Genomic DNA, 25144 nt, shown 5'->3' with positions numbered 1-25144 from the left:
GGGGTACTGGCGGCGGTTATGGTGCCGATCGTCACCGTGGCGCTACTGCTGTGGGTGCTGTTCTTCGGCGGATCGGCCGCGGCCGCATGCCTACCTGGTGGAGGCCCGGTCAACGTGTCCGCGATCCCGGCGGACGCGAAGGTCGGGGCCTACGGGCACGACCAGCTCGTGAACGCAGCACTGATCGTCAATGCAGGTGCAGCGAAGGGGCTCGGCGCGGACGGGCAGACGCTCGGTGTCCAGACGGCGATCGGGGAGTCCTCGCTGGTGAATATCACCTACGGCGACGGCGCGATCAACCCGGACGGATCGGTCGCTGACTCGATCGGCCTGTTCCAGCAGCAGTCGAGCTGGGGCACCGTCGAGCAGCGCATGGACCCGACGACCTCGGCGGGCTTCTTCTACGACCGCCTCGTGGCCGTCGAGGGCTGGCCGGCAATGGAGCCCTCCATCGCGATCAACAAGGTCCAGCGCAACGCCGACCCGAACCACTACACGAAGTACCGCGCCGACGCCGTGGCGATCATGACCTACCTGAACGGGCTCGGTAGCAGCACGACGGGGCCGGCGACGACCGGCGCACCGGTCAGTGTTCCGTCGACGCCGACCAGCACCACGCCTACGACGGCTGCGCCGGTCGGTGGATGCGTAGCCGTGTCCGGAGACGCGCAGGCCCTCGCCGCCGGACTCGTGACGGCGATGGACGAGGGGCGCCTGCGCCTACTCGAGGACCGCTACGCGCAGCAGATCCGCGACATGGCCGCCGGGACCGCCAAAGAGAACTGCGGCATCGACGTCCGGATCCTCCAGGTCATCACCATCGCGCTGAACACGTTCGGGAAGGTCGGCGTCTCCGACCTCAACCGACAGTGCACCGGCTCGCTCCTGGGCGCAGGCACCGGCTCCTCGCACTGGATCAATGGCGGCGGTCACGCGGTCGACTTCTTCTCCTTCGACGGCACGGCCACCACCGGCTGCGACCCCAACGCGCTGAAACTCCTCACCGTTCTGGACCCGCAGGTGCCCCAGGGCTCCCGGGCCGGCCAAATCCAGTGCCGCTCGACCAGCTACGAGCACATCACTCAGTTCACCGATACCCCGAACCACCTCCACTTCGACGTGGGGTTCGCGGACGGACCCCTCACCACCGGATAACCGGACCTCTTCGGCGTCGCGACCGCGACGTCGATCCCCCCAGCACCACCAACGAAACGGAGCACCTCATGTCCCTGCTCGCAGCGACGACCGACATCCTCACCACCGCAGGCGCGCTCGGCGCCGTCGTGCCCGACCCGGGACCCGGCGGCATGCCCCCCGGGTTCGAGGCCTTTACCACCGTCATGGGCTGGGCCAAGTGGGTCGGCCTCGGCGTCGCCGTCGTCGGCCTGATCATCCTCGGCGTCACCATGACCGTCTCCGCCCGCCGCGGCGAAGGCGGAGAGATCGGCGGCTGGCTCGGCCGCCTGCTCGTCGGCGTGATCATCGTGTCCGCCGCGTTCACGATCGTCGGCTTCCTCATGGGCGCGTAGCGTCCGGAGGAAACCGACCGCATCACCAACGAAAGGCACGACGTCATGAGCGACACGGAGTCCCGCAACCCGTTCACCAGTCGAGGATTCATCTTCGGAGCCATCATCTTCGGAGTCCTCGTGCTGGCGGCGATCCTCCTCGCGATTACGTCCCTGGGCGGAGGTGGCGGGCAGAGTGCTCCCGCCACCTCCGCGACGCCCGCCGTCACCGCCTCACCGGAAACCGACACCGCCGCAGCAAGCGTCTGCAACCTTCCCGGTTACGACGAGAGCGGAACGCTCTCGACGGCACCTGTCACCGACTGGACCATCGTCGGCACGATGGCCGCACCGTCGTCGGACACCGCCGGCCCCGGCGTGATCGGAGAGGACGGGCTGCGCAGCTGCTACGCGCACACCGTCGAAGGATCGCTCTTCTCGGTGGCGAACCTCTGGGCGATGGGAACGGATGGGCGCCTGGCCGACGCCGTTCTCGAGCGCCAGACCGCGCCTGGCGCTGGTCGCGATGCCGCGATCGCCGCGGACATTCCCCAGAGCAACACCGGAGGCAGTGTCCAGATCGTCGGCTTCCGCGTGAGCTCGTACACCGCGGACGAAGCCACGATCGACATCGCCTTCCGCTCTAACACCAATCAGCTCCTCAGCTTCCCCGCTCCCGTGACGTGGGTCGACGGCGACTGGAAGTCGGTGTTGACCGCTGACGGTCAGCCGCCGTTCCGTCCGACCGCACTCACCAGCTTGGGCGGCTATATCCCTTGGGCAGGTACCGAATGACAGTGACTCCACCCGCAGGCGAGCCCTGCGCAGCGTGGGACGTCGTGTGCTGGTCATCAGCAGGCATCGGCGAAGTCGTCTCGAAGGCGTCTAACGACGCCTTGCAGCAGTTCGTGAACAACATCTTGGAGGGCTTCGGCAAAGCGGTCGTCTCGCTCGGCACCCTCTGGGTGAACGTTCCCTCCCCGGTGACCGTGGTCGACCGGGGAGGCGGCGTTAACGGTGGCGGTACCCCGCCCCTGCCGGAAGCGTTCGAGACGATCCTCGGCTACGTGACGTGGGTCGCGGCGGGCCTCGCGGTCATGTCGCTCATCATCGCCGGCGTCATGATGAGCACCCGTCGCCGCCACGGCGACGGCGAGGCGCACATGGGACGCATCGGCGTCATCATCTTCGCCGTCTTCCTGCTCTCCTCCGCCTCAGCGCTCGTCACGGGGTTCCTACCCCTGGCGCTGCACCTCAACGAATCTTCGAGCGTCGTCGGCTGGGTGCAAGGGCAGCTCGAGTGGTACGCCGGAGGACTCGCGATCCTGTCGATCCTCGTCGCCGCCGGCCGCATGGTCTGGACGCAGCGTGCGGGCGAGTTGCGCACCCTCGCCCGGTCGGTACTGACGCTGATCGCCGTCGCCGGCGCGGGACTCGTCGTGATCCGTCTCGCCACGCAGGCAGGCGACGCCTTCTCGATCTGGATCCTCAACAACTCCACCGACTGCGACGTCACCAACGGTGAGAGCAACTGCTTCGGCACGAACATCTTCGCGATGATTTCGCTGACCGCAACGTCGGGTATCGGCCTCATCGGCTTGTTCCTCCTCGGCATCCTCGCCGTGCTCATGACCTACGTTCAGATCGCGCTCATGGTGTTCCGCGGCGCGATGCTCGTCGTCCTCGCCGGCATCTTCCCGATCGCTGCGGCCGCGACCAATACGGAAATCGGGCAGCAGTGGTTCAAGAAGACGATGGCCTGGACCCTCGCCTTCATCCTCTACAAGCCCGCCGCGGCGATCGTCTACGCGATCGCGTTCCGGATGACCGGCACTGATCTGTTCAAGTCGGACGGGACCGGGCTGTTCCAGATCGTCACGGGCCTCGCGCTGATGCTCATCGCGCTCGTGGCCCTGCCCGCGCTGATGCGCTTCCTCGTCCCCGCTGTCGCCTCGGTGGGCGGTGGCGGTGGCGGTGCAGGCCTCCTGCTCGGTGCGGCCGCGGCCGGTGGAGCGGCGGAGATTGCCAGCGGAGCAATCCGCTCGCGCAGCGGAGGCGACAGCGGCGGGGGCGGAGGGTCGCCCGGCGGCGGTGGCTTCGGCTCCGCACCGTCCGGCAGTAGCGCCTCCGCCGGCAGCAAGGGGTCACCCGCGGCGACTCCGGCCGCCTCCGGTGCAGGCGGCGGCGCAGCAGCAGGCGGTGGCGCAGCTGGCGGAGCTGCGGCCGGCGGTGGTGCGGCAGCGGGCGGTGCGGCGGCAGGCGGTGGTGCCGCAGCCGCGGCAGGAGGCCCGATCGGTGTCGGCCTTGCGGTGGCAGGGAAGGCCGCCGAAGGCGCGAAGCACGCAGCAGGGGCGGTCAAGGCCGCCACGGACGACGCCACTGGCGGCAACGGAAGCGGGAACTGATGAGCACGGCAACTCCTACGCGCAGCGCTGAGGCGCCGCGCACGTACGGCAATTGGCGTCGCCCGCAGACTGCGGGACTCGGCGGCCTCGGACAGCTCGCCACGGGCGTGCTGTTCGTCGGCATCCTCTCCTCGATCATCGCGTCGATGTTCTCCGGCCTCGTGGCCGCGCTGATCGTCGCCGCGATCTTCGGCGGGATCTTGCTGACGGTTTCGGTGAAGGACAAGCACGGGCAGAGCGCCCTCGGAAGGACGGTGAATCGCGTGAACTGGATGCGGACGAAGGCCAAGGGAGCGAACGTCTACCGTTCAGGTCCCGCGGGTCGGGCGAAATGGGGCACCTTCCAGCTCCCCGGACTCGCTGCGGCGTCGCAGCTCTCCGAGCACGAGGACTCGCACGGGCGCCGATTCGCTCTCGTGCACGTCCCCTCCACCAAGCACTACACCGTCGTAATCGCTACCGAGCCGGACGGCGCCGCGCTGGTGGATCAGGAGCAGGTCAACAACCAGGTCGCGGAGTACGGCATTTGGCTCTCCAACCTTGGAGACGAGCCCGGCATCGAGGCCGCCTCCGTCACCGTCGAGACGGCCCCCGACACCGGTACGCGCCTGCGCTCGGAGGTCGAGGGGTCGATGGACCCGGATGCGCCGGAGTTCGCTCGAGCGATGCTCTCGGAGGTCGTGAGCAGCTACCCGGTCGGGTCTGCCACGATCCGCGCCTACGTCGCGATCACCTTCTCTTCCCTGTCTCGCATCGGCGGGAAGCGCCGCAACGCGAAGGAGGTCGCCGCCGACCTCGCCGCCCGCCTGCCCGGCCTGACGACGAGCCTTGCCGCGACAGGGGCCGGCGCTGCCCGGCCGCTCGGTGCTCAGGAGCTGTGCGAGGTGATCCGGATCGCCTACGACCCCGCCGCCGCCGTCCTGATCGATGAGGCCCGCGCCTCCGGGGACGTGCCCGAGCTGTCGTGGACGGACGTCGGCCCCGCGGCCGCGGAGTCCCGGTGGGAGTCGTACCGGCACGACGGCGCCGTGTCGACGTCGTGGACGATGACCTCCCCGCCGCGCGGAGTCGTGCAGTCCGGGATCCTCGCGCGCCTGCTCGCGCCGCACCGCGACGTCGCTCGCAAGCGCGTCACCCTGCTCTACCGCCCCATCGACCCGGCCCGCGCCGCGGCGATCGTGGAGGCGGACCTGAACGCGGCGCAGTTCAACAGCTCCGCGTCGACCAAGCCCACCGCCCGCTCGACCCTCTCCACCCGCTCCGCCCAGGCGACCGCGGCGGAGGAGGCCTCCGGTGCTGGCCTGCTCAACTTCGGCCTAATCGTCACCGCGACGACCACCGACGCTGTGCACGAAGCGGACGCCCGCGCGGCGATCGACTCGCTGACCGCCGCGGCGCGTCTTCGGGTGCGGCCGGCGTTCGGGTCGCAGGACACCGTTTTCGCTGCGGGTCTGCCGCTGGGGCTCGTGCTCCCGCGTCACCTGCGCCTGCCCACCGAAGTGAGGGAGTCCCTGTGAGCCTGATCACCCGCCTGTTCTCCTCGAACAGCGACAACGAGCTCGAGCCCGGCGAGGACGTCCTGCCGGACGGAGCGGTCACCGCCGCGCACGGCGATACGACGGGGGAGGAGCTGACCGGCGACGGCCTGCCCACCGGTGCCGTGTCGTCCTCGGCAGAGCCCGGCACCGACACGACGGCACCCTCGCGGCGGGCTGCGCGCGGGCAGGGCGAAGCTCCAGCCCCGGTAGCAGCGGTCGCTCAGCGCCCGACGCTCACCAGAGAGCGCACCACCCCGCGCACCCGACGCCGAGAGGGGAAGAAGATCGAGATCCCGCACGGCGGGAAGAAGAAGAGCCAGGGGACGGCGCTGCGCCGTCCTCTGCGCCCGAGCATCCGCGGATGGCTCGGTCGCGGCGGTGGTGAAGCCGTCAACGTCACGGCCGCAGACGAGTTCCGCGGGACGACCGTGCAGGTGTGCGGGCTGTACCCGTTCTCGGTCGGGACGGGTACGCCGATGATCGGGGTGCCGCTGGGGAAGAACCTCTCCACCGGCGCCTCCGTCTGCTGCGACCCGATCAGCTGGTTCCAGCGCGCAAACCTCATCAGCAACCCGTCGATGTTCGTGCTCGGCAAGCCCGGCCTGGGGAAGTCCTCGCTGACCCGCCGCATGGCCGCCGGCCTCGCCGGGTACGGCACGATCCCGCTCGTGCTGGGCGACCTCAAGCCGGACTACGTGGATCTGATCGAAGCTCTCGACGGGCAGGTGATCCCTCTTGGCCGTGGCCGCGGGTACCTGAACATCCTCGATCCCGGTGAGGCGTCGGAGGCGGCGCAGCGCCTGCGTGACGAGGCCGACCGCTCGCTCGAGCGGGCCGACGAGCTCGCGCACCAGGTCGACGCGCTCGGCGTCTCCGACGACACCGCGGCGATGATCGCGGAGGTCGGTCGGCTGCGCAAGCACGCCGCGAAGGTGCAGCGCCTCGCGCACCAGGTCCTCGCGGACGCCCACGGCCGCCGGCACACGATGGTCGCAGCGCTGCTGACGATCCTCCGCTCCCAGCCGCCGAGCGACCGTGAAGAGACGATCATCGACCGGGCGCTGAAGTACCTGGACGAGCACCACCAGGGCGTGCCGGTCCTCGCGGACCTGCTGCGCGTGATCCAGGAGGCGCCGGACGAAGTTCGTCAGGTCGCGTTGGACCGCGGCAACATCGAGAAGTACAAGGACGTCACCGAGAACCTCGAAGCCTCCCTCATCGGCCTCACCACCGGTGGACGCCTGGGCGAGGTGTTCTCGAAGCAGACGACCACGCCGATGCGCCGGGACCGGCCCGTCGTCTACGACGTGTCCTCGATCGACGACTCCGAAGGCGACCTCCAGGCCGCGATCCTCCTCGCCTGCTGGTCCGCCGGCTTCGGGACCGTCAACGTCGCGGCCGCCCTCGCGGACGCGGAGCTCGAACCGCAGCGGCACTACTTCGTGATCCTGGACGAGCTGTGGCGGGCGCTGCGCGCGGGTAAGGGCATGGTCGATCGCGTCGACGCGCTCACCCGCCTGAACCGTGCGCGCGGCGTCGGCCTGGCGATGATCAGCCACACCATGTCCGACCTCCTCGCACTGGCCTCCTCGGAGGATCAGATGAAGGCGAAGGGCTTCGTGGAACGCTCCGGCATGGTCATCTGCGGCGGCCTCCCCGGTGCTGAGATGCCGCTGCTGACCTCGGCGGTGCCGATGTCGATCGCGGAACAGGGGATGCTCACCTCCTGGCAGGACCCGCCCGCCTGGGACCCCGTGTCCGGGCACGAGTCCGAGCCTCCCGGCCGCGGCCGCTTCCTGATCAAGGTCGGCGGACGTCCCGGTATCCCGGTGCGCGTCGAGCTGACCGCAGCAGAGAAGGAGGTCAACGACACCAACAAGCTCTGGCACGCGACCTCCCGCGCCGGCCGCGCAGCGGAGCCACTGCCCACCGATCCCGTGAACGTCGAGATCCTGCCGTGAGCGTCCTCGTCGCACTCGGCGCGAGCTGCGTCGCGGCCGGCGCCGCCGGCGCCGCGATCATCAACGCGATCCGAGCCCGTCAGCGGACGGCAGACCGCGATCGGTTCCTGCTCACCCTCTGCTGGACCGGCGTCGGGCTCATGGCGAGCTTCGTCGCCTGGGACCAGTGGGACCGGGTGATCGCGTGAGCTGCCCGTCGACGCTCGCCTTCGAGGGCTACCGCTGGACCTGCCAGCGGTCCGCCCCGGGGGAGCACGGCTTCCACACGACCGACCTCCCCGTCTCCTTCGCGGAGCGGGGCCTCGCGGTCCTCTCCTGGGGGACCTCGCACCAAGCACCCGCCAACGACTGCACCCCGCGGTGGGCCGGCCCGATCTACACGGAGGAGTCCGCATGAGCGCCACCGCCAACAACCGCCGCCGCGAGCCTGGCAAGGCCAATAACGACGCCCTGATGCTCGGCGCAGCCCTCGCGGCGATCGCTGCGATCGGCATCGTCTGGGTGGCCGTCGCGGTCGGTTCCAAGCTCGACGGCGTGAACGAGGGCCTGCCCTCGGACCCGTTTGAAATCATCTCGGGCCTGTTCCGCGGCCAAGTGGTGTGGTCGACGTCCGCAACGATGATCGCCGCGGCCGCCGTCGCCGTCATCGTCCTCGTGGGCCTCTGGCTCGTGTGGATGCGCTCGCTCGGACGGAAGAACCGCTCAAGCGTCGACCACGCCGCCCGCTACATGGCGACCCCGCGCGACCTGGCGCCGATGATGCGCAAGGAGGCGTTGAAGAAGTCCGCCCGCCTCGGCGTCGCTGAGAACCCCGGCGTCCCGGTGGGCCGGCTGCACCTGGGGAAGCAGATGCTCTACGCCTCGTTCGAGGACATGATGCTGCTGATCGCCGGCCCCCGCGTGGGCAAGTCGACCTCCCTCGTCATTCCCGCGATCATGGCTGCGCCCGGCGCCGTGGTCACGACGTCGAACAAGCGCGACGTGCTCGACGCGACCCGCGACGTCCGCGCCGCCAAGGGTCACGTGTGGGTCTTCGACCCCCAGCGCGTCGCGTTCGAGGACGCGACATGGTGGTGGAACCCCCTCTCTTACGTCACCGACGACACCAAGGCCGCGAAGCTCGCGACGCACTTCGCCTCCGGCACCCGGGCGATGAACGCGAAGACCGACGCCTACTTCGACGGCAAGGGCCAAGAGCTGCTGTCCGACCTGCTGCTCGCGGCCGCGGCAGGCAACCGGCCGATCAGCGACGTGCTGCTCTGGCTGACCTCCGTCGAGGACGAAACCCCCGTCGAGCTCCTGCACGACAACGGCTACCCGACCAACGCGCGAGCTGTCCGCGGCATCATGAACACCGCCGACAAGGCCCGCGACGGGATCTACTCGACCGCGCAGGGCATGGCGGTGTGCTTGAAGAGCGCCGCGACCGCCGACTGGGTGAACGCCCGCCCGAACGACACCCGTCCGCAGTTCGTCCCGGAGACGTTCGTCACGTCGACCCAGACGCTGTACTCGCTGTCCAAGGAGGGCGCCGGCACCGCCGGCCCGCTCGTCACCGCCCTGACCGCCGCGACGATCGAGGCCGCGGAGGAGCACGCCGCGCGATCCCGCGGCGGGCGCCTCGCGACGCCGCTCGTCGCCGTTCTCGATGAGGCCGCGAACGTCTGCCGGTGGAAGGACCTCCCCGACCTGTATTCCCACTACGGATCGCGCGGGATCCCGATCATGGCCGTGTTCCAGTCCTGGTCCCAGGGCGTCGGCGTGTTCGGCAAGGAGGGCATGCTCAAGCTCTGGTCCGCCGCGAACGTGAAGCTGTACGCCGGCGGAGTCGCGGAAGACGAGTTCCTGCGCACCCTCTCCGAGCTGATCGGCACCTACGACAAGGAGACCACCTCCGCCAGCTACAACAAAGGTGTGCGCTCCACCACCTCGGCGCTGCGGCGAGAGAAGATCCTCGAAGTCGCGGACCTCACCAGCATGGGCCGCGGACGGGCGATCATGCTCTCCTCCGGAGCCCGCGCGGCGCTGGTCGACACGGTGCCCTGGTACAACGGGCCGAAGGAGCAGGTCGCCGCGATCAACGCCTCCATCGCCGCCCACGACGCCAGCAGCGGACCGGCGAACGCTGCACCCGTCTCGCCTGTCGTGACGGTGATGCCTCCGCTCGAGGATCAGCCTGCGGCGGACGTCGACGCGGAGCAGAACGCGACTCTCCGGGGCGAGCGATGAGCGACGAGGATCTGTTCGACGTCGACACGGATCCCGTCACGCTGCACCCCGTCGAGGAGGAGGTGGACGAGGAGGAGGTGCCTGCGACGTACTTCGGATCTGCCGACGAGTGGGTCAGGAAGTTCCTCCGGCCCTCCTATCGACGCCGGGTGACGGCCAAGGGCCAGGCCGCCGGCGATCGGTGGGCGGCTGAGTGGTGGAGCAGCGTCGAGGCGCTGACCCGCATCGAAGCCCTCTGGCGGATGTGGGAAGAGATCCGCACCAGCGCCGGCTCCCTGAGCGCCTACTGGATCAATCACCTCGACCCGCACATGCGAGTGCTGCTCTCGCCCAGCGGCCCGTTCGCGACGTCGACAGACGAGAACCGGCCGGGCGACATGCTTCCCTACACAGCCCCTCCGACCGGGATGTTTCCCGAGGACGCACAGGGCTGAGGACGACGGACAGAGAAGGGCCCGCGACACCAACCGGTGTCGCGGGCCCTTCTCTGTTCCAGCGTCAGCGACCTGGTTCGGACCGCTCGATCTGAGCACCCTGGCCACGCGCGCCTCGCGTCGAGGGGACGCGAGTGCGCTTCGTGGCCTCCGCGCCGCGCGCAGGAGTGGCGAAGGAGGCGTCGACGGTCATCCGCGCGTTGACCTGCTCCTCGGGAACGTTCTGAGCCTGCATCGATGCTGCGGTGTGTGCTCGCCGCTCGGCACTGTCGTACGCAAGCTCTCCTTCGGAGCGTGCCGCGGCCGCACGCCCCTCCTGAGCGGGTGCGGGAGCGTCGGGGGCACTCTGCTGGCCGCTGTCGTCTCGGTAGAGCGCGACCTGGGCACGAGCGTCCTCAGCGAGGCTACGCAGCTCCTCAGGGCTCTGCGTGGGTGTCCCGCCGGCCTCCGCGTCTCGGTCGTACTGAGCAGCTTGCTGCTCGAGCTCATCGGCGCGACGCTCGCCGTCGACGGGGATCTCGACGGACGTGTTCTGGGATGCGTCGTTGGCGCGGTCGAGGCGGTCGGCCTCCGTGACCATCACCTGAGCTTCGGTGACGTCGCGCTGCGACTGTGCCCGCTCGGCATCCGCTGCGTCGACGGCAGAGCCGCCGGTCTGGTCCGTGCGCCACTCCTGCACGAGAGCGGCGCGGGCGGCTTCGGCAACGGCCGGGTCTGCGGGCTGCACCCGTCCGTCGTCATCGAAGGCGACGGCCGTCTCGACGCGGTAGTCCTGGTAGCCGACCGGATCGTTGGCGCGCTTCCACTCCTCCGCAAGGCTTACGTGCATCGCGGGAATGTCGCCTGCGACCGCTGCGCGGTAGTCCTCGATGAGAGCACGCTCGGCCGAAAGATTGGGCTCTCGGGCGTCTCCGACAGGCATGGTGAGACGGTCCTCGTCGTGCCGGTGGTACCCCTCGGGTGCGGCGGTAGTGGCCCACTGCTTCGCGAGGTCCAGCTCGGTCGGGGTGTCGCGGGCGATGCCCTGCAGCGTGGCGACGTCGACGCCGTAGCGCTCCTTCGCCTCGGACGCGATCAGGGCGCTGGCGGACGCGATCTGCGGGTCCGCGTCCTTCCACGCCGCGGCCGTCTCAGCGACGCGGGCGACGTCATGCACGGTCGCCTGATCCCACCACTGGGGATCGTTGACGACTGTCACGGCCTGCCGTGCAGACGCCCGCTCAGCCTCGTAGCGGGCTGCGAGCTCGCGCGCCTCGATCGCGCTGCGCTGCTGAGCCTCACGCATCGCCTCCTGGTACGCGCGAGCCAGCTTCTCGCCCAGCTGGACCGCGATTGTGAGCGCGATCCGTGCGGACGAGTTGATGGACTCCTCCACGCCTCCGTCGTCGTCAGCCATAGTGATGCCTCCCCTTCACTCGTGTAGGTCTAGCGGTCGCGTCCGTCGCGCTCGCGCGGCTCAGCGCCGCGCTGCGGGGCAGCGATAGATGTGGCGTCCGGCGCAGCCTTGGTGAGCTTCGTCGGCACCGGGCTCCCGGTCGCGAAACTCGCCTGCACTGTCTCGCGTGCGCGACGGGTGTCCTCGGGCAGAGCATCCCAGGCGTTTTTCTGGATCTGCGCGTTGTAGCCCTCGTGAACCGCCTTCAACTGGTTCCGGATCGTCCCCGCGAGCTCCTGGGTGCGTCGCGCGTCGCCAGCGGCCTTGTGGGCGTCCATAATCGCCCGCGTGGTGCGCACGATCTGGCGCAGCAACATCGCCTCCTCGGCGGCCTTGTTGCGCTTCCCGGCTGTCGCGAGGATCAGCATCGTCGTGCCGGCCATCGACGGCATCGCGGTCGGCCGCGGCGTCGACTCGTGCGCGCGCAGGTGCGCGGATCGGGCGAGCTGGCGCGACGCTTCGGCCAGCGGTCCGGGAGTCGGCTCGAGGCGCCGCGACCACGCTGCGTACGCCCCGGATGCTTCTCGTGCAGCGTGAGCCCACGTCGCCCGATCGGACGGGTCGACGGTGCTCAGGTAGTCGTGGAGCCGGGTCATGTCCTCGGCGTAGGTTGAGTACAAGTCACTCGACAGCTCGGCCTCCTCGCGGCCAGGCTTCACCGGCTCGTACCGCCACGGGTTTTTCGCGGTGGCGCGCCACTCGTCCACGGCTGCCTGGGCAGTCTGTGGCTCGTCCGGCCAGCCCTTCCGCAACTCCGGAAGGGTCAGGTCGCGAGCGAGGCGCCCACCGCCGTGCCAGACGACCGGCGCTCCCTTGTCGGGGCGCAGCGCGACGGAGTAGCCGGCGACAACGTCGTCTCGACCGGCGGCGTAGCGGGGGCGGATGAGCACCCCGGCCTGGCGCATTCGACGCACGAACTCACCCTCGTCCGCGGAACTGGTCGCGGCTGAGCGGACGGCGCGTTCGAGTCGGTGTGCGTCGACCTCGACGGCGCCTCGTCGGCGTGCAGCTTCACGCTCGCCGGGGACGACTCCGCGCTCACCAAGCTCGCGCTCCGGAGCGTGCAAAGGCTGTAGGTCGAAGTCGCGTTCCAGCTCACGGCTGACCTTCTGGGCGAGGCGCTTGTCGTAGGGGATGTACGCCTTCGTGCCGTCCTCGCGCACTCGGGAGACGGCGATGTGGATGTGATCGTTGCCGTTCTTCGAGAGACCATGCCGCACGGCGACCCACCGACAGTCGGCCTTGCCGATGTCCTCGCCAGCGAACCCCATTCGGCGCACGAACTCGGTGGCGATCTGGCCCCACTTCTCGTCGCTCAACTGCCCCTCCTCGGCTTTCAGCGAGAGGGAGCAGTGCCACACGTCGGCGTCGACCTTCTCGGTGACCGGCTTCCCGGTACGGGAGTCGATCATCAGCTCACCGGTGGTCGGGTCGGTGACCTTCTCCGCGCGCTGCACGGTGACGCCGAATGCCTCCTTGGGGAGGTTCAGATCGCGCGCGACAGCGAGCGCGGCGGCGTGGTCGAGGACGCTCTCTCCGTGCATCGCCATGATCGCGCCGTTGCCGGCGATGAGGTGCTGTTCGGTGTGCTCGTTCGAGCGCCCCTCGCCCGCAAGGTAGGTCATCAGGCCGTCCATGCGGCCGCCGTAGGTGACGTTCGGAATCACAGGCCGGCCACCCGACGAACGGCGTCGCGAATCTCGGGAGCGAGCTTCTGGAACTCGCGGTAGATCGCCGCAGCCTCGTCAGGGAATCGGCCCTCGGTGTTCGCGAACTTGGCGAGCTGGTTGACGTTGTTCGTCAGGTTCTCGAGGCGAGAGTTCACGGAGAACAGCTCGGCGACAGCCTGCTTCCACTCCGTGTCGGTCCGCACCTGGGCGTTCATCGCGGACTCGAAGAGCAGCCGGGGAACCGTGACGCTCTGGACGACCGCCCGAGCCTCAAGCTGCACCCGCTCCTCGTCGGTGACGTAGACGCGATACGGCTTGTCCCGCTTCTCGTCTCCCTCGACGTTCGCTCGCCGCTTACGGCTGAACAACGCACGACCGCGATCTTCGCTCATCGGCGTGTCCTTCCTGTCCTTCGGCCCAGCGCAGCGAACCCGCCAAATCGGCGGGGACCATACGACCAGTATGCCCCCGGCCGGCGCGCAGCGCCAGGTCGGCAAGCGAGTTACCGGCGGTAAGTCGACAGCTTGCTCCACAAACCGGCCGTGCCCGAGCGTAGCGAAGGAGCACGAAGCCGGACCGCGAGCGGCACTCCGCGGCGGTAGAACTGGGCCTCCGAAACGGAGACGTAATCGCGCCTTTCAGATGCCCATTTGGGCATGTACCCTGACGGCATGAGCGACAACACCAGAAACCCAGAGGACGCGGCTGACGCTGCGCGCCGCCTCCTCGAATCGACTGTCGAAAAGCGCGTCGATGCCGTCCGAACGATCGTTACCGCCGCGAACGACACGGACGCTGCTCGGACCGCTCTCGCTGACGCGCAGAACCGTCACGCAAAGGCCTGGGCTGAGGCGCTGGCGTCGGGATGGTCAGAGAAGGAACTCCGCGCAGCAGGAGTGCCGCGGCCTGACCAGCCGCGAGCGCGCGTCACCCGCTCTCGACGGTCGACTACTGCTGACGCCCCCGCCGCCGAGTTGACGGAGAACAACGGCGCGGAGTCGATGGAGAACGTGGCATGACCAACCACGCCTCCGCTGCTTTGCACGCGCAGGTCCGCTCGTGGGCGGAGGGTTCAAACCCTCTCGCCGCGGCCGTCGAACTTCTCATCCGGTCGCGTCTCGTCTACGCCGGTGCGCCGTGGATCAAGACCGACAACGCCTGGCAGACGAGCGCCGTCGACTTCGACCGCCTCGCCTACGAAATCGGAGCGCTCAGTGGAGGCGAGCAGCGCATCGCGCGGATCGCCTCGTCTCTCGGCCAGGGAGTCCCGGTCGACCTCCGCGAGGACGTCGCCGGCCTCGACCTGGCGCACACTCGATTGGTCCTCGCGGCGATCGCACACGGGGCCGGACTCGGAGAGCCCGGCACGACGATCCAGACCGTCGACGGAGTGCCGACGATCGTTCACTACGACGCTCTGGCGACGTGGCCGAACGAGTAATTTGATCGTGCACGACAACCCCCCTCGTCGCTGTGGAGGCCCCCGCTAGAGCATTCATGCTCGCGGGGGCTTCTCCGTTCCCACGACAAGCGCGCCGGCTGCGGTCCGGCCGTCCATCCGACGCTTCACTCTTGCCTGCGCCGATCGACCGTCAAGAGCGCTGCGCGTCCCTTCGGGATGCCCCTGCGGGGCACTCCTGACGGCCGCCCGTCTCCGGCATCGCGCCGCTTATCGGATGGATGGCCTCGGTGCGTGCTCAGCCCCGAGAGCGCAACTCCGCAGCGCGCGCGGCCAGCTCCTCGCGGACCTCGGCGGCGGCGCGCTTGCGGGCCATCTCGCGGTCCCGAGCTGCACGCTCGAACTCGCGCTGATCGGCCTTCATCTTCGCGATGATCCGGTCCACCTCGTCTTGGTCGATGCTCGCAAGTCGGGCGGCCTCGGCCGCTCGCTCCGCAGCGGCCCGAGCACGGTCGGCGTCGCGCTGCGCAGCAGCGACCCGGCGCGCGGTGTCGAGCTGCGAGTGCTCGGTGATGACCCGGCGGATGACCCACCCGTAGAACCCGAGCGCGTTGCGGCTCGTGAACGTCTCCGGGACACGGCGACCGTCGCGAGACAGCCAGGCGTTCATGGCGAACATCAGCCCTTCGACGCTCCACTCGGAGACGTCGATACCTGTGCGGTCGAGCATCCCGACGACGTGCCCGATGTGCACTCCACGGGCGAGCCACGGGATGCGATGAGCCAGCGCAGCAGCGAAGCGCTGCAACTCGATCGATCTGGGAACCGCCGGCCGACCGGTCGAGCTGCGTTTTGCATCACTCCGTCGCCTCGGCTGCCGCGAAGCGGCTCCTGAGCGCGGTTCACCGCGCGTTGGTGAGTGTCTTTTAACTGGGGCTGTAGATGTAAGTGGGCGCCTACGGGGTAGCTGGACATTCTCCACAGAACCGAAAGATTCGCCCGTCCGTGACGTCGGTGCAGGCAAGGTCGCCGGCGTGGGACGCGGCATGATCAGCGCCCTCGTGGAGGCCATGCGGAGCTGTCGGCCGCCGTGCGCCGCGTGCGCCGCGTTCCGCTCAGCGCGGGTCAGGTAGCGGCCGTCGAGAACCGTCGCGGCGAAGCCCAGCGACTCCATCAGCGCACGGGCCCGCTGCACCGTCTTGCCGCACATGCCCAGCGCGGCCGCGACCGTCTCGTGTGCCGTCGTCACACCGCGCCCGGTGTCGACGTCGGCCGCCAGCCAGTCGGCGCGAGCGACGCGCAGCAGCGTGTCCGGAGCGACACGTGCAGCGCGGCGCAGCTCCTCCCCCGGCGACGTCCCCAGCGCGTCCATCAGCGCGTCGAACCAGTGCGCTCCGGACGTCCACGCCGGAAGCGGACCGTACGCGCCTGGCGCCGGCTCGGGGCTCCATGAGCTCGCTCGAGAACTGTTCGGCCGCGACGCGGCTGCCTGTGGCGTCTCAGGTGCACAATCGACCGACTCCTCCCCTGAAAAAAGGGTGGGTCGGGTGTGCACGGAGACGGACTCCGCTGTTACGATGTGGGCATTCCTTCCGGGTACGTTCCGGGTGGGTACACCGAAGGCCCGGCTGGATACCGGTTCTTGGGTGGGACTGCTTCACACCTCTGAGTCGCCAAACTGTGCGAGGTGGGAAGCCAAGGCTTCTAGGCCCGTCGCGAGAGCGGCGGGCCTAATGCGTTAACGGGTGTCGATGGGCAGCTCCTCCTCGAGGAGAGTCGGCTGTGCAGGCCACCAGGACGGAATTCCTTCGTCGGTCAGCTCGCTCTGAACGTGCTCGACCAGGCGCTCGAAGAACACCGCAGCCGACACGTTCGCGCGCAGCGCCATGACATTGAAGTCGTCGCGAGCCTGGCGCTCGACGGTCCAGGCGACGTTGGTGGGATCCACCATCGTTCCTCGGGGACGCCGCGTCGAAGCCATGCGTTTAACGTAGGGCTGTGGCTGTGATTAACGCGATCCGACACGCCGCATCAAGTGACCATTTGGGCACTCAGTCTTTCCGCTCTCCCTCGGGGAGCGGAAGGGTGACGTCGACGGCGCGCAACTCTGTCATGTTCGAGCGCTCGACCGCGCGGTAGACCGTTGAGCGCGTCACCCCGAACTGCTCCGAGAGCTCGGCCACGGTGTAGTTGCCCGAGCGGTACTCCGCCACAAGGTGTGCCTCGATCTTCGGGGAGAGCTTCGGCTGGCGGCCGCGCAGGCGCCCCTTCGCCTTCGCGATCTGCATCCCCTCGCGCGTGCGCGACCGGATCAGGTCGCCCTCGAACTCCGCGATCATCGCAAGCACGTTGAACAGCAGCCGGCCCATCGGGTCAGTCGGGTCGTGCAGCGACCCGCCGATGTTCAACCGCACTCCCCTGCGGGTCAGCTCGTCCACGATGTCGCGCGCATCCGTAATCGACCGCGCGAGCCGGTCGAGCTTCGTCACGAACAGGGTCGAGCCGGTGTCGCACGCGGCCAGGGCCTCGCGCAGCGCGGGCCGCTCACGGTTGGACCCTGTGAGGCCGGCGTCGACGTAGATCCGATCCGCCGGCACCCCCACAGCGCGCAGCGCGTCACGCTGCGCCTGCGCGTCCTGCTTGTCCGTCGAGACCCGGGCGTATCCGATCAGCTCAGCCATCTGACCAGTATCCCGTTTGACGCCCCCCTACCGAACAAATCATCGGACGGGTCTAACGGGACACTCAGCGCCGCGGGTTTTCGCGGCGCTCGGTGTCGCGTCTGCGTGTACCGGTGAACGATCCCCTTGAGGGCCGAACCAGATTGCCCCGCGGGAGCCGACATGAGCGGTGAGCCGTCAGGACGTGCTCTGCGCCCCACGCACGGTCAGGAACCAAGCCGTATCGCGATCGGCGTCAGTTGTAGCCACGCCGACGAGGTCGATCGGATCGGTGCCGAGGAATGCCGGGTCGATGTCGAGCGGTCCGTCGCCGCAATCGACGGTTTGGACAGTGGTCTTACCCGTCGTCACCGTGCCGGTCTTGGAATCGGAGTCGAGCTGCAGTTCGACCGTGCCGTCCCCGAAGCATTCGAAGGTGATGGCGCTGGGCAGCTCTGGTTGGTCGAAGACGGCCTCCAGCCGATCCCCTTCCTGTCCAGCACTCGAATCGGATGACAGCACAGCGAGGAAGGGACTGCCCGCGTCAATGTCAGCCTGACGGTCCGAGCGCCACTGAGTGAGCTGCGCGCGATCAACGGGCTCCGGCGCGCACGCGGTCATGGTGCCCACCACGGCCAGCAGGAGCGTGAGTGCAACCGAGCGATGACTCATCTGCCCACCCTAGGTCTGGCCGGGTGAGGCTGAGCGGCTCGTCGTCCCGACCGGCCGAATGTGTCGCACCGAGCGATCCCCATACGGGACGGCCGACTTCGCCTTTGCGAGGGTTCTACGCGCCCGACCGCGTGAGTCTCCTTCACGAACTCTCGCTGTCTGGGCGCAAATGACGCCTCCGACCGAACTTCATGTGGCCGCGGTCGACGGGTCTCCTCCTCCGTTCCAGGTCCTCAGCGCTCGACTCCACCGCTCTCTCGCTAGCCGCCGCATACTCGAACCTGACGGGCGCCCTCGACCGGACCGGCTTCCACCATCTTGGGGAGCTTCCGCTCGAGGAGTGGGTGTTTCACCTGTCGTTGATCTATGCCCATTCGCAAGCCGCCTACGTCCAGAACCAACGAATCGCACCTCTCGGCCTCACCGAGCTCATCAAGAGCGAAAATGTTCGTCTGGTACGACGAAGACGGCGCGCACACCGCAACCCTTCAGCTCAGCGCGACCGACTCCTCACCCCGAGCGTCGTCGCAGGAGTGTCCGGCTCCGATGACGCCCGATCGGCACGCGGATGGCTTACTGGGGCGATCTGGTCAAGGGCGCATCGAGTCGAGCGAGAACGGGGAATGTGGGCGGAAGGTGGCATGGTCGTCCTACGACGCTCGCGACAAGAGCCCAAAAGGGGGACGGATCTTCAATTCAGTTTGCGACATACTCGCGAGGTGAGCACCAGCATCCCTCCGACCGGAACCCCGAACCCACGGCCGTCATCCCCAACGCAATGGGTCTGGAAAAACGCGTCGGCACGGCGAAAAGTTTTTTTCTTCATTTCGACCTGCGTGATTACCGCACTCGCCGTGACGTCGATCACGGCATGGAGTACGCATAACTCGATAGCACCCGATTCGATCGCCCTATACATAGGGGCTGTTCCCGTGCTTATCGTCGGTCTTTCGCGGGAGCCTGACGGAGCTTGGTTCTCCGCCCTGGTCTCGCTCGCAATTTCAGCAATCGCTTACCTTTTTGCCTACCTCATCGCTACGGGTGAAATTGACCCCGACATCACCGACGCAGCCACATCGGCAGTACGCGTAGCACAAATAGCATCTGCTCTGGCCGCTACGATCCTCGCTCTACGCGCACCCACTTCCGGGTCCCAACCCGCACCACCACCTCCCGTCAGCTCGGTTGTAGCCCCCTAGGCTGAAATACGGCCCGACCCGGGAAGCGCGACACCGATGGCGCACTGCGAGGATCTGGACTAAGGGAGTCACATAGGACCGTTCGGCGGACAACACAACAAGCAGCAAACCGTACGCGGTTTGGTACACGTTTGCCAACGACCGCGCCAGGTGAAGCTTCGGCCGCCCTCACCGTCCAATTTGCCGATCTCAGGCCATCTCCACCGGACCCATCTCCGGCGATCCAACCCCAGGCAGCAGGGCGACCGGTTTGCGCGCCGTTCTAAAGCTGTGTCCCGTGAACGCACCATCGACCCCGATCCGTTAAAGGATGATCCTCATGAATGAAATCAAAATTCGATGAAGATCCCCAAGGTGGGCTCGTGCGCGATCTGCCTCGCGTACGGCGAACTGACGAAAGAGGACGTAGTACCGGTCTGGTACCGCGCCGCAATGGCGCAGGCGTCAGCCCTCCCCGGTGACCAGCCACCACGCACCTACCTTGGGCTGTGCGCTCCCTGCAATAGCAGGTCCGCGCGCCTCTTCGAGGACACCGCGGCACCCATCCTGAAGGGCATGATTCAACGCACTCGCTCTGAACTTTCGCCTGCCGATCAAAGACTTGTCGCACGCTGGCGAGTAAAGACTGATTTGTTGCAACGACTATGGGTTGTTGAACAAGAGGGATCTCCGAAGGAGAGGAAGTATCACCGTATAAGACAACTGGCGCAAAGAATGATTCATAACGGTGGGCACATCCCACCCAACTGCTCAGTACAGATAGCGCGACGCGACCCAACCAAGCCTCGACCCAGAGGGATCAACCTTATTGACGCGGCGCGTCCAGATGGTACCTATCTGCACACGATTACACGCGTGACTTCATTTTTTATGATTACGACAATTGATAGTGACCCAAAGTCCTTCAAATCCTTCGTCGCGAATTGGGCGAAGGAGGAAGCGCTACTACTTATCTGGCCGCCTCGGGAGGACACCCTCTCATACCCATTCTCCGCAGGTGTCTCTGAGGATGTTTTAGAGGATGCACGCAAAAAACTGGGACACGTCACAGCGTTGAAAATTGGTGGGCCATACGGTGCGCTCTACAGTGCTGGCCAGCGAGTTGAACCCGAGCAATACGCCTGGAGCGTCAGACGGCGACCGCCAGTCGATCCGGCCGCTTTCGAGTAACCCTGTCACACATATCGCGCGCTTCATTTCAGACACTGGCTTAGCTGCACAACGATGGCCATCTTGGCTGACGGCCAGGCTGTGCGCTGGTGGTTCTACTGTTGTGGTGCGGTCGAGAAGTGTGGGCTTCGCTGACGCCGCACGCGACAGACCGGCGGGGCCGCCGGTGTCGCCCTGCTCTCGGCAGCGTTGCACGGCGCGGCCAAAAACAGTTCCCGCCCCCTCAGCCGCCCGCTGAACGATCCTCTTACGGGACGGGATCGGCGACCGCTGTCTGGACACTCGAGCAGCCCGATCAGATGAGCCAGCCGCGTGTCAGCGCCGACGAAACGCCTTGAAGAGCGCGAAAGCGAGAACCCCGCCACCGATCACCAGCACCAGCCATTGGCGGTCCGGCGGCGGAGTGATTGTGCACACTCCAGTCCCGTCGACGTAATCGGTGCAGGTACCCGTCTGGACGGTGATTAGCAGCAGGAACATCGCCGCGACGGCGAACAACGCCACGTTGACCCAACCCCATCGAACCGTGCGCTTCGCCCGCTCGCTCATGACGCGACACTAGACGGCATCGCGGCAACAACCTAGAGGGAGCCATGGACCGGTGAACGATCCCCATACGGGACCAGTAGCATGGCGTCGCGAGCACCTGCGCTGGTACGCTCCCCACCATTCGACCTACTCGAGGGGCAGCACGATGCAGACGCTTCGCAACACCGTGTTTACCGTGACGGTCGCAGGGATCGTCGCCGGCTTCCTTGCTGTGGGTGCGGTGGCTACCGGGATCACCAGCGAGAAGCCTGCCGCGGGAAACCCCGAGCCGGTTGCCTACTCCGAGCCGAGCTGGACCGACACCAGCACGCTCATCATCGGCGGTTACGAGACACCTTCTCCTGAAATGATCGCGACCACTCCCCCGCTCTCCGAAGAGTGACGACGGCACCTGCCGACGATCCGGCTCGCTGCGAGCCGGGGGCATTCTCGTGACGTGGGAGCAATGGACGTTCTCGCTCGGAGCGATCCCCGTGTGGCTCATCGTCCTCAGGAACGTGCTGTGGAGATTCGGCTGCACGAACTCCGGGAGCAAGATCCTTTTCGCCTTCGGCCTCGGAGCGTGCCTGCTGTGCATCGCCCTCGCTGTGATCTGGCAGGTCCACGCCGCGAACGCCGACTGGGCTCCACCCCGGGACGACCAGAACGAAGTTGGCGGCCTCATCCTCTGGACTCTCTACTGGAATGCGGTGGCTGGCTTCTTCACCGCACTCGGCATCCGAGTCACCGACATCCTGATCATCGAACGGACGCGGCGGATCTCCGCCACCGTCGCCCCTGACGCAGCGTGAGGAGCAGGACATCTGGTAAGCGATCCCCCAGCGAAACAGTCGGGGGGCGCCAATGCTGTCGACTCGAGAACGCGTCACTCGCGCGCCTAGGGCGCGTACTCCTGTGACCAGTAATCGGCCCGGACCTCGAGGAGGGGTCCGTCGATAGCGGAACTCACCGTGATGGTGCGCGGGTCCCAGAGTGTTCCTGCGATGCGCGCTTGCGGCGTCGTTCCGAGCTCGCTCGACAGCTGCTCGGGAGTCATCGCGTCGGGCGGGCGCACCGAGAGCAGCCGCCAGCACCCACCGGAGGCGCACTCGACAGTCTCACTGACGAGCTCGCTCCCGTCTGGAAGGTCGACGGCCGAAGCCGCCGGCACGTCCCCCTCGGTCCTGAATACGGCCAGACCGGCGTAGTGCACGAGAGCACAGAGGGCGGCTGCAGCCGCGATCGTCGTTCCCGCGATGACGAAAGGGCGTCCGCGCTTTCGGGGCTCATCCATAGGCCCGGACACTAGCAAGCTGCTGTAGCCCCTAGCTGACCTCTGCGGAGGAAATCGCGAGCACTCCATCCGGTCGCCCCAACCGCACGACCAAGGGAAGAGCGGGGACGTCGCTTACCCTGAGCTGGTGGGGACATTCTCGAAGGCGCGAAAAACGGTCGCGATCGCAGCATGCCTGATCGTCGTCACGGGATGCACGCCACAGCCTGAACCGCCGGCTCCGCCTCCGGTGTCCACAGACAGCAGCTCCGACGCCGCACTGACCGGTGACCTTGGCGTGGCAACGTTCACGGGCAGCAATGGGACGGCCGGCACCATCCGTTTGAGTGCGGCTGACGGCCGGCTGGCTCTGGCATCAGACGAGCTAGAGATTCCCGCCGCGACCACATCTTCCTCAGGTTTCGTCGCGGTCATGGCGGCGCTGAGTCCGGTCGATGCGACGACCACCTGTTTCGACGTCGACTTCCCGATGCGTCTCGCGGATGGGGAGTCAGGGAAGCCCTACAAGGCGTGGCGGAACCTCGCAGAGTTCCGCGGCGATCCAACAGCGATCGATCAGCTCGTCATCACCACCAAACCGCAGAACGATTCCGACTGCTCGATGAAGATCATTGCTGTCGCTGACGTCCAATGGAGCGTGAAGCCTCAACGCAGCGATCTCGTAGCCAAGGACGCCGGCCCACGTGCAGCAGCGCGTGGCGAGACGACATCGACGGACGGAACGCCGACGTCGTACACGGTCGCCCGCAATGACCTCGCAGAGGACGTCGCGGCACGATTCGGCATGACGGCCGATGACCTGTTCTACCTCAACCCGTTCCGCTTCCCTTCAGACGAGATTCTGCGCGTCGGTGAGAAACTGAACCTCGCCGTCGCTACGCGATGACCTCCCGGCGGGGCACTCGCACGCGCGATGGCCTAAGCGGCTCGACCGGTCACAGGAGCGACCGAGGACCCCGGAGCTGACCCCGCCCGAACTCGCTCTCCACCGTGGAGCCGCTGCGTCAGAGGGCAGCCAAAGAGGTCGTGGGGGTCCCGGTGGGCGATCCCCTTACGGGACGCCCTCTAACCCGTTCCCGTACGGGACGATGCGAGCGCTAGTCTCCTCGCCGTGATCATTGATCTAGAGCCCGGCGACGCGCGGTGGGCGGCCGCTCTTCTCGTCCTCCGCGAGCTGCGCCCCCATCTCACTGACGAACTGCTCGAGCTGGTACTGCGAGAAGGCGCGCCCCAAGGTCTCCGCTTCACCGCCCTACTGCAAGACGATCGCTGCGTGGCTGTCGCCGGCTGGCGAGTAGTCGTCAACACGAGCGCCATCAGGAAGCTCTACGTCGATGACCTCTCCACCGCCGCCGCCGAGCGATCCCACGGTCACGGCGCGGCACTCCTAGCCGCCCTAGCGGAGCGAGGCCGGGAACTGGGGTGCAGCGCGATCGAGCTCGACTCCGGCGTGCAACGCTTCGAGGCGCATCGCTTCTACCTACGCGAACGGATGGACATCACCGCCCATCACTTCGCTCGACGGCTCGACCAGTAAGTGCAACGGGCTGCCTCCCCGCACCGTTCAGCAGGGGACCGCCACCGGACGCCGGATGTCAGTGGGTAGTTTCACCGTCCGGACGACGATCCCGTTACGGGAGGTTCGACCGGCGCTGCCCTCCGGATCTCTACCGAAGGCCGAGTGCGGGACATCAACGGTTTGATGACGTTTGCGGCGCTCGTGATGAGAGCAGGAGCGCGCAATGCTTCACTGACCTGCATGAGGCAGGGACGGACAGCAGGGCTGACATCCATTGTCGTCGCGGCAGGCATGGTCTTCAGCGTTAGCGGCTGCGCCGGCGTGACTTCGAGCTCGGCCGGATCCTGCGCCGCAAAGGCGGTCGAGCTTCAAGAGTCGACCTTGCAACCAGACGGAGTGGTCCGGCTCAGCGCCGACTTCATCTGGGAGACGTGTGAAGACACCGGAGGCACGAGCCGCGCAGCTTCGGACGTCACGGTGACCATCACCCCTTCCGCGAGCGGCGAAGAGATACTCCTCGGCCGACCGATACCGAAGGGCGAACGATCCACTGTCAACGAGTCCTTCGACCTCCCCGCCGACCTGCCCACCGGCCCCGCTGTTCTTGCCCTACGCTCACACAGCGGTGACCCGATCGAGATCGAACTTTCTCTCGAGATCACAGCACCGCCAGCCACCTGAGACGGGCCACGAATCGGCACCTCGCCAGCCGTTCAACCGATCAACCATCTCTGCACGACGACCAGGACGGTCATAGATCAACCGCTCCCGCCCGCGAAGCAGTATGTCGCTCCCAAGAGGGGCATACCTCTTCGTCTGTCACCTACGCCGGAAGGCTTGGTAGAGCGCACCCACAAGGATCAGGGGACCGATCACAAGGAGGACCCATGTTCTCGGGTCTTCGTTGGCGCGAGTGCACACGCCTGGCGCGTTCACGTAGTCCATACAGCTCCCTGATAGGTCGCTTGAGAGAAGAAACCCCGCCACGAGGACGATGACCGCGAGAGCAATCCAGCGCCACCTGACGCGACGCTTCACTGGTTCACCCGCGACCAGAACGTTTGTCGGAATGAGGGGTGATGGTAGAAGGAGTTCGCACTTGAAACGCCGCGACCTCCTCGAGCATCGAACCCGACTGCAAAGATCGGGGCTCCTGCCGACGCGAACGAGAGCAGTCGAGTTTGATTCTGAGTCATCCGCTCCCTGCCTCTCTTATCCAGTCGAAGCTCCTCGATCGTCGTCACCGCACACCAGGACTGTCAATGAAGACGTTTTCGCTCAGCGGCGTCCACGTCTCTTCGACTCTCCCGCCGTCCGGGACGACATGGAGAGTGTTCCGGTCGACCGTGGAGTCGAACCCGCCGACGCCGCAGCTTTGGTTCCATGTGTCCTCGTCAGCGAAGCTCGTCAGGCACGTCGTCTCCGGATCGCTCGTGCGCGCCAGGAACAGCGACCGGTCGCCGACTCGGCCGACGAGCCGGGAGCTGGTCTCGTCCATTTTGGACGATGAGGGCCGCTGGCGC

At 67.3% G+C, this 25144-nt stretch carries 27 protein-coding genes; 17 read left to right on the top strand and 10 right to left on the bottom strand.

Annotated elements, in window-relative coordinates; genetic code table 11:
* Window positions 1–18 precede the first annotated feature (18 nt).
* The 10 genes from C5B92_RS14620 (at window position 19) to C5B92_RS14570 (ending at window position 10075) form a co-directional block, all read left to right on the top strand.
* Window positions 19–1155 (top strand): hypothetical protein, encoded by a 1137-nt coding sequence (locus C5B92_RS14620; RefSeq protein WP_104234432.1) that lies wholly within the window; start codon window positions 19–21, stop codon window positions 1153–1155.
* A 68-nt stretch (window positions 1156–1223) separates the two neighbouring features.
* A complete protein-coding gene (locus C5B92_RS14615) occupies window positions 1224–1529 on the top strand; it encodes a hypothetical protein (RefSeq protein WP_104234431.1) in 306 nt (101 codons plus the stop codon).
* 45 nt (window positions 1530–1574) lie between these two features.
* Window positions 1575–2303, top strand: coding sequence for a hypothetical protein (locus tag C5B92_RS14610; protein WP_104234430.1), 729 nt, complete (start codon window positions 1575–1577; stop codon window positions 2301–2303).
* Window positions 2304–2416: 113 nt separating this feature from the next.
* Entirely contained in the window at window positions 2417–3913 is a 1497-nt protein-coding gene (locus C5B92_RS14605; RefSeq protein WP_181028842.1) for a hypothetical protein, read from the top strand.
* Window positions 3913–5430, top strand: a complete 1518-nt coding sequence (locus tag C5B92_RS14600; RefSeq protein ID WP_181028841.1) for an SCO6880 family protein — start codon at window positions 3913–3915, stop codon at window positions 5428–5430. The genes C5B92_RS14605 and C5B92_RS14600 overlap by 1 nt, the downstream gene beginning before the upstream one ends.
* 374 nt (window positions 5431–5804) lie before the next feature.
* Window positions 5805–7412: an ATP/GTP-binding protein gene (locus C5B92_RS17550; RefSeq protein WP_208323109.1), complete on the top strand. Its 1608-nt coding sequence runs from the start codon at window positions 5805–5807 to the stop codon at window positions 7410–7412.
* Complete coding sequence (locus C5B92_RS14585) at window positions 7409–7600, top strand: hypothetical protein (RefSeq protein ID WP_104234428.1); 192 nt, start codon at window positions 7409–7411, stop codon at window positions 7598–7600. The genes C5B92_RS17550 and C5B92_RS14585 overlap by 4 nt, the downstream gene beginning before the upstream one ends.
* A complete protein-coding gene (locus C5B92_RS14580; protein WP_104234427.1) occupies window positions 7597–7809 on the top strand; it encodes a hypothetical protein in 213 nt (70 codons plus the stop codon). Before C5B92_RS14585 ends, C5B92_RS14580 begins: the two co-directional genes overlap by 4 nt.
* Window positions 7806–9641, top strand: coding sequence for a type IV secretory system conjugative DNA transfer family protein (locus tag C5B92_RS14575; RefSeq protein WP_104234426.1), 1836 nt, complete (start codon window positions 7806–7808; stop codon window positions 9639–9641). The genes C5B92_RS14580 and C5B92_RS14575 overlap by 4 nt, the downstream gene beginning before the upstream one ends.
* Window positions 9638–10075 (top strand): DUF4913 domain-containing protein, encoded by a 438-nt coding sequence (locus C5B92_RS14570; protein WP_104234425.1) that lies wholly within the window; start codon window positions 9638–9640, stop codon window positions 10073–10075. The genes C5B92_RS14575 and C5B92_RS14570 overlap by 4 nt, the downstream gene beginning before the upstream one ends.
* Before the next feature lie 64 nt (window positions 10076–10139).
* On the opposite strand, the gene C5B92_RS14565 is transcribed toward C5B92_RS14570, so the two are convergent.
* Genes C5B92_RS14565 through C5B92_RS14555 form a run of 3 tightly spaced genes read right to left on the bottom strand, consistent with a single transcriptional unit; the run spans window position 10140 to window position 13572 of the window.
* Entirely contained in the window at window positions 10140–11471 is a 1332-nt protein-coding gene (locus tag C5B92_RS14565; protein ID WP_104234424.1) for a hypothetical protein, read from the bottom strand.
* A gap of 29 nt (window positions 11472–11500) precedes the next feature.
* Window positions 11501–13177, bottom strand: coding sequence for a relaxase/mobilization nuclease domain-containing protein (locus C5B92_RS14560; protein WP_104234423.1), 1677 nt, complete (start codon window positions 13175–13177; stop codon window positions 11501–11503).
* Window positions 13174–13572, bottom strand: coding sequence for a plasmid mobilization relaxosome protein MobC (locus tag C5B92_RS14555; RefSeq protein WP_146079340.1), 399 nt, complete (start codon window positions 13570–13572; stop codon window positions 13174–13176). The genes C5B92_RS14560 and C5B92_RS14555 overlap by 4 nt, the downstream gene beginning before the upstream one ends.
* A 279-nt stretch (window positions 13573–13851) precedes the next feature.
* Between C5B92_RS14555 and C5B92_RS16995 the strand changes: the two genes are divergently transcribed.
* Complete coding sequence (locus C5B92_RS16995; protein ID WP_146079339.1) at window positions 13852–14199, top strand: hypothetical protein; 348 nt, start codon at window positions 13852–13854, stop codon at window positions 14197–14199.
* Window positions 14196–14621 (top strand): hypothetical protein, encoded by a 426-nt coding sequence (locus C5B92_RS14550; RefSeq protein ID WP_104258229.1) that lies wholly within the window; start codon window positions 14196–14198, stop codon window positions 14619–14621. Before C5B92_RS16995 ends, C5B92_RS14550 begins: the two co-directional genes overlap by 4 nt.
* Before the next feature lie 256 nt (window positions 14622–14877).
* Here the strand turns inward: C5B92_RS14550 and C5B92_RS16990 are convergent, their stop codons facing one another.
* The 5 genes from C5B92_RS16990 to C5B92_RS14525 all read right to left on the bottom strand — a co-directional run bounded on the left by C5B92_RS16990 (window position 14878) and on the right by C5B92_RS14525 (window position 20829).
* On the bottom strand, window positions 14878–15951 hold the full coding sequence (locus C5B92_RS16990) for a hypothetical protein (protein ID WP_146079338.1): 1074 nt from the start codon (window positions 15949–15951) through the stop codon (window positions 14878–14880).
* Between the two features lie 366 nt (window positions 15952–16317).
* The gene (locus C5B92_RS14540) at window positions 16318–16530 is read right to left on the bottom strand and encodes a hypothetical protein (protein WP_258061513.1); all 213 of its coding nucleotides are present in this window, start codon (window positions 16528–16530) and stop codon (window positions 16318–16320) included.
* A 100-nt stretch (window positions 16531–16630) separates the two neighbouring features.
* On the bottom strand, window positions 16631–17260 hold the full coding sequence (locus tag C5B92_RS14535) for a recombinase family protein (RefSeq protein WP_104234418.1): 630 nt from the start codon (window positions 17258–17260) through the stop codon (window positions 16631–16633).
* A gap of 177 nt (window positions 17261–17437) precedes the next feature.
* Window positions 17438–17911 (bottom strand): hypothetical protein, encoded by a 474-nt coding sequence (locus C5B92_RS14530; protein WP_146079337.1) that lies wholly within the window; start codon window positions 17909–17911, stop codon window positions 17438–17440.
* Window positions 17912–20595: 2684 nt separating this feature from the next.
* Entirely contained in the window at window positions 20596–20829 is a 234-nt protein-coding gene (locus C5B92_RS14525; RefSeq protein WP_133672028.1) for a hypothetical protein, read from the bottom strand.
* 145 nt (window positions 20830–20974) lie between these two features.
* On the opposite strand from C5B92_RS14525, the gene C5B92_RS14520 reads away from it, so the two are divergent.
* Together C5B92_RS14520 and C5B92_RS14515 are read left to right on the top strand one after the other, a co-directional pair.
* Window positions 20975–21211 (top strand): hypothetical protein, encoded by a 237-nt coding sequence (locus C5B92_RS14520; protein ID WP_104234417.1) that lies wholly within the window; start codon window positions 20975–20977, stop codon window positions 21209–21211.
* Window positions 21212–21302: 91 nt separating this feature from the next.
* The gene (locus C5B92_RS14515) at window positions 21303–21620 is read left to right on the top strand and encodes a hypothetical protein (protein WP_146080962.1); all 318 of its coding nucleotides are present in this window, start codon (window positions 21303–21305) and stop codon (window positions 21618–21620) included.
* 86 nt (window positions 21621–21706) lie between these two features.
* Here C5B92_RS14515 and C5B92_RS14510 read toward each other — a convergent pair whose 3' ends face one another.
* Window positions 21707–22102, bottom strand: a complete 396-nt coding sequence (locus tag C5B92_RS14510) for a hypothetical protein (protein ID WP_146079336.1) — start codon at window positions 22100–22102, stop codon at window positions 21707–21709.
* Window positions 22103–22229: 127 nt separating this feature from the next.
* Between C5B92_RS14510 and C5B92_RS14505 the strand changes: the two genes are divergently transcribed.
* From C5B92_RS14505 to C5B92_RS16985, 3 genes are all read left to right on the top strand, one after another.
* Window positions 22230–22988, top strand: a complete 759-nt coding sequence (locus C5B92_RS14505) for a LysM domain-containing protein (RefSeq protein WP_146079335.1) — start codon at window positions 22230–22232, stop codon at window positions 22986–22988.
* A gap of 225 nt (window positions 22989–23213) precedes the next feature.
* On the top strand, window positions 23214–23639 hold the full coding sequence (locus C5B92_RS14500; RefSeq protein WP_104234413.1) for a GNAT family N-acetyltransferase: 426 nt from the start codon (window positions 23214–23216) through the stop codon (window positions 23637–23639).
* Window positions 23640–23783: 144 nt separating this feature from the next.
* Complete coding sequence (locus C5B92_RS16985) at window positions 23784–24302, top strand: hypothetical protein (protein ID WP_146079334.1); 519 nt, start codon at window positions 23784–23786, stop codon at window positions 24300–24302.
* A gap of 559 nt (window positions 24303–24861) precedes the next feature.
* Here the strand turns inward: C5B92_RS16985 and C5B92_RS14495 are convergent.
* A partial coding sequence (locus tag C5B92_RS14495; RefSeq protein ID WP_219814357.1) for a hypothetical protein occupies window positions 24862–25144 on the bottom strand: 283 nt, incomplete at its 5' end.

It is taken from the genome of Rathayibacter sp. AY1A4 (genome assembly GCF_002930955.1).
Taxonomy (GTDB): Bacteria; Actinomycetota; Actinomycetes; order Actinomycetales; family Microbacteriaceae; genus Rathayibacter.
Note: the sequence above shows the minus strand (reverse complement) of the source record. Positions and strands in the feature narration are given on the sequence as shown.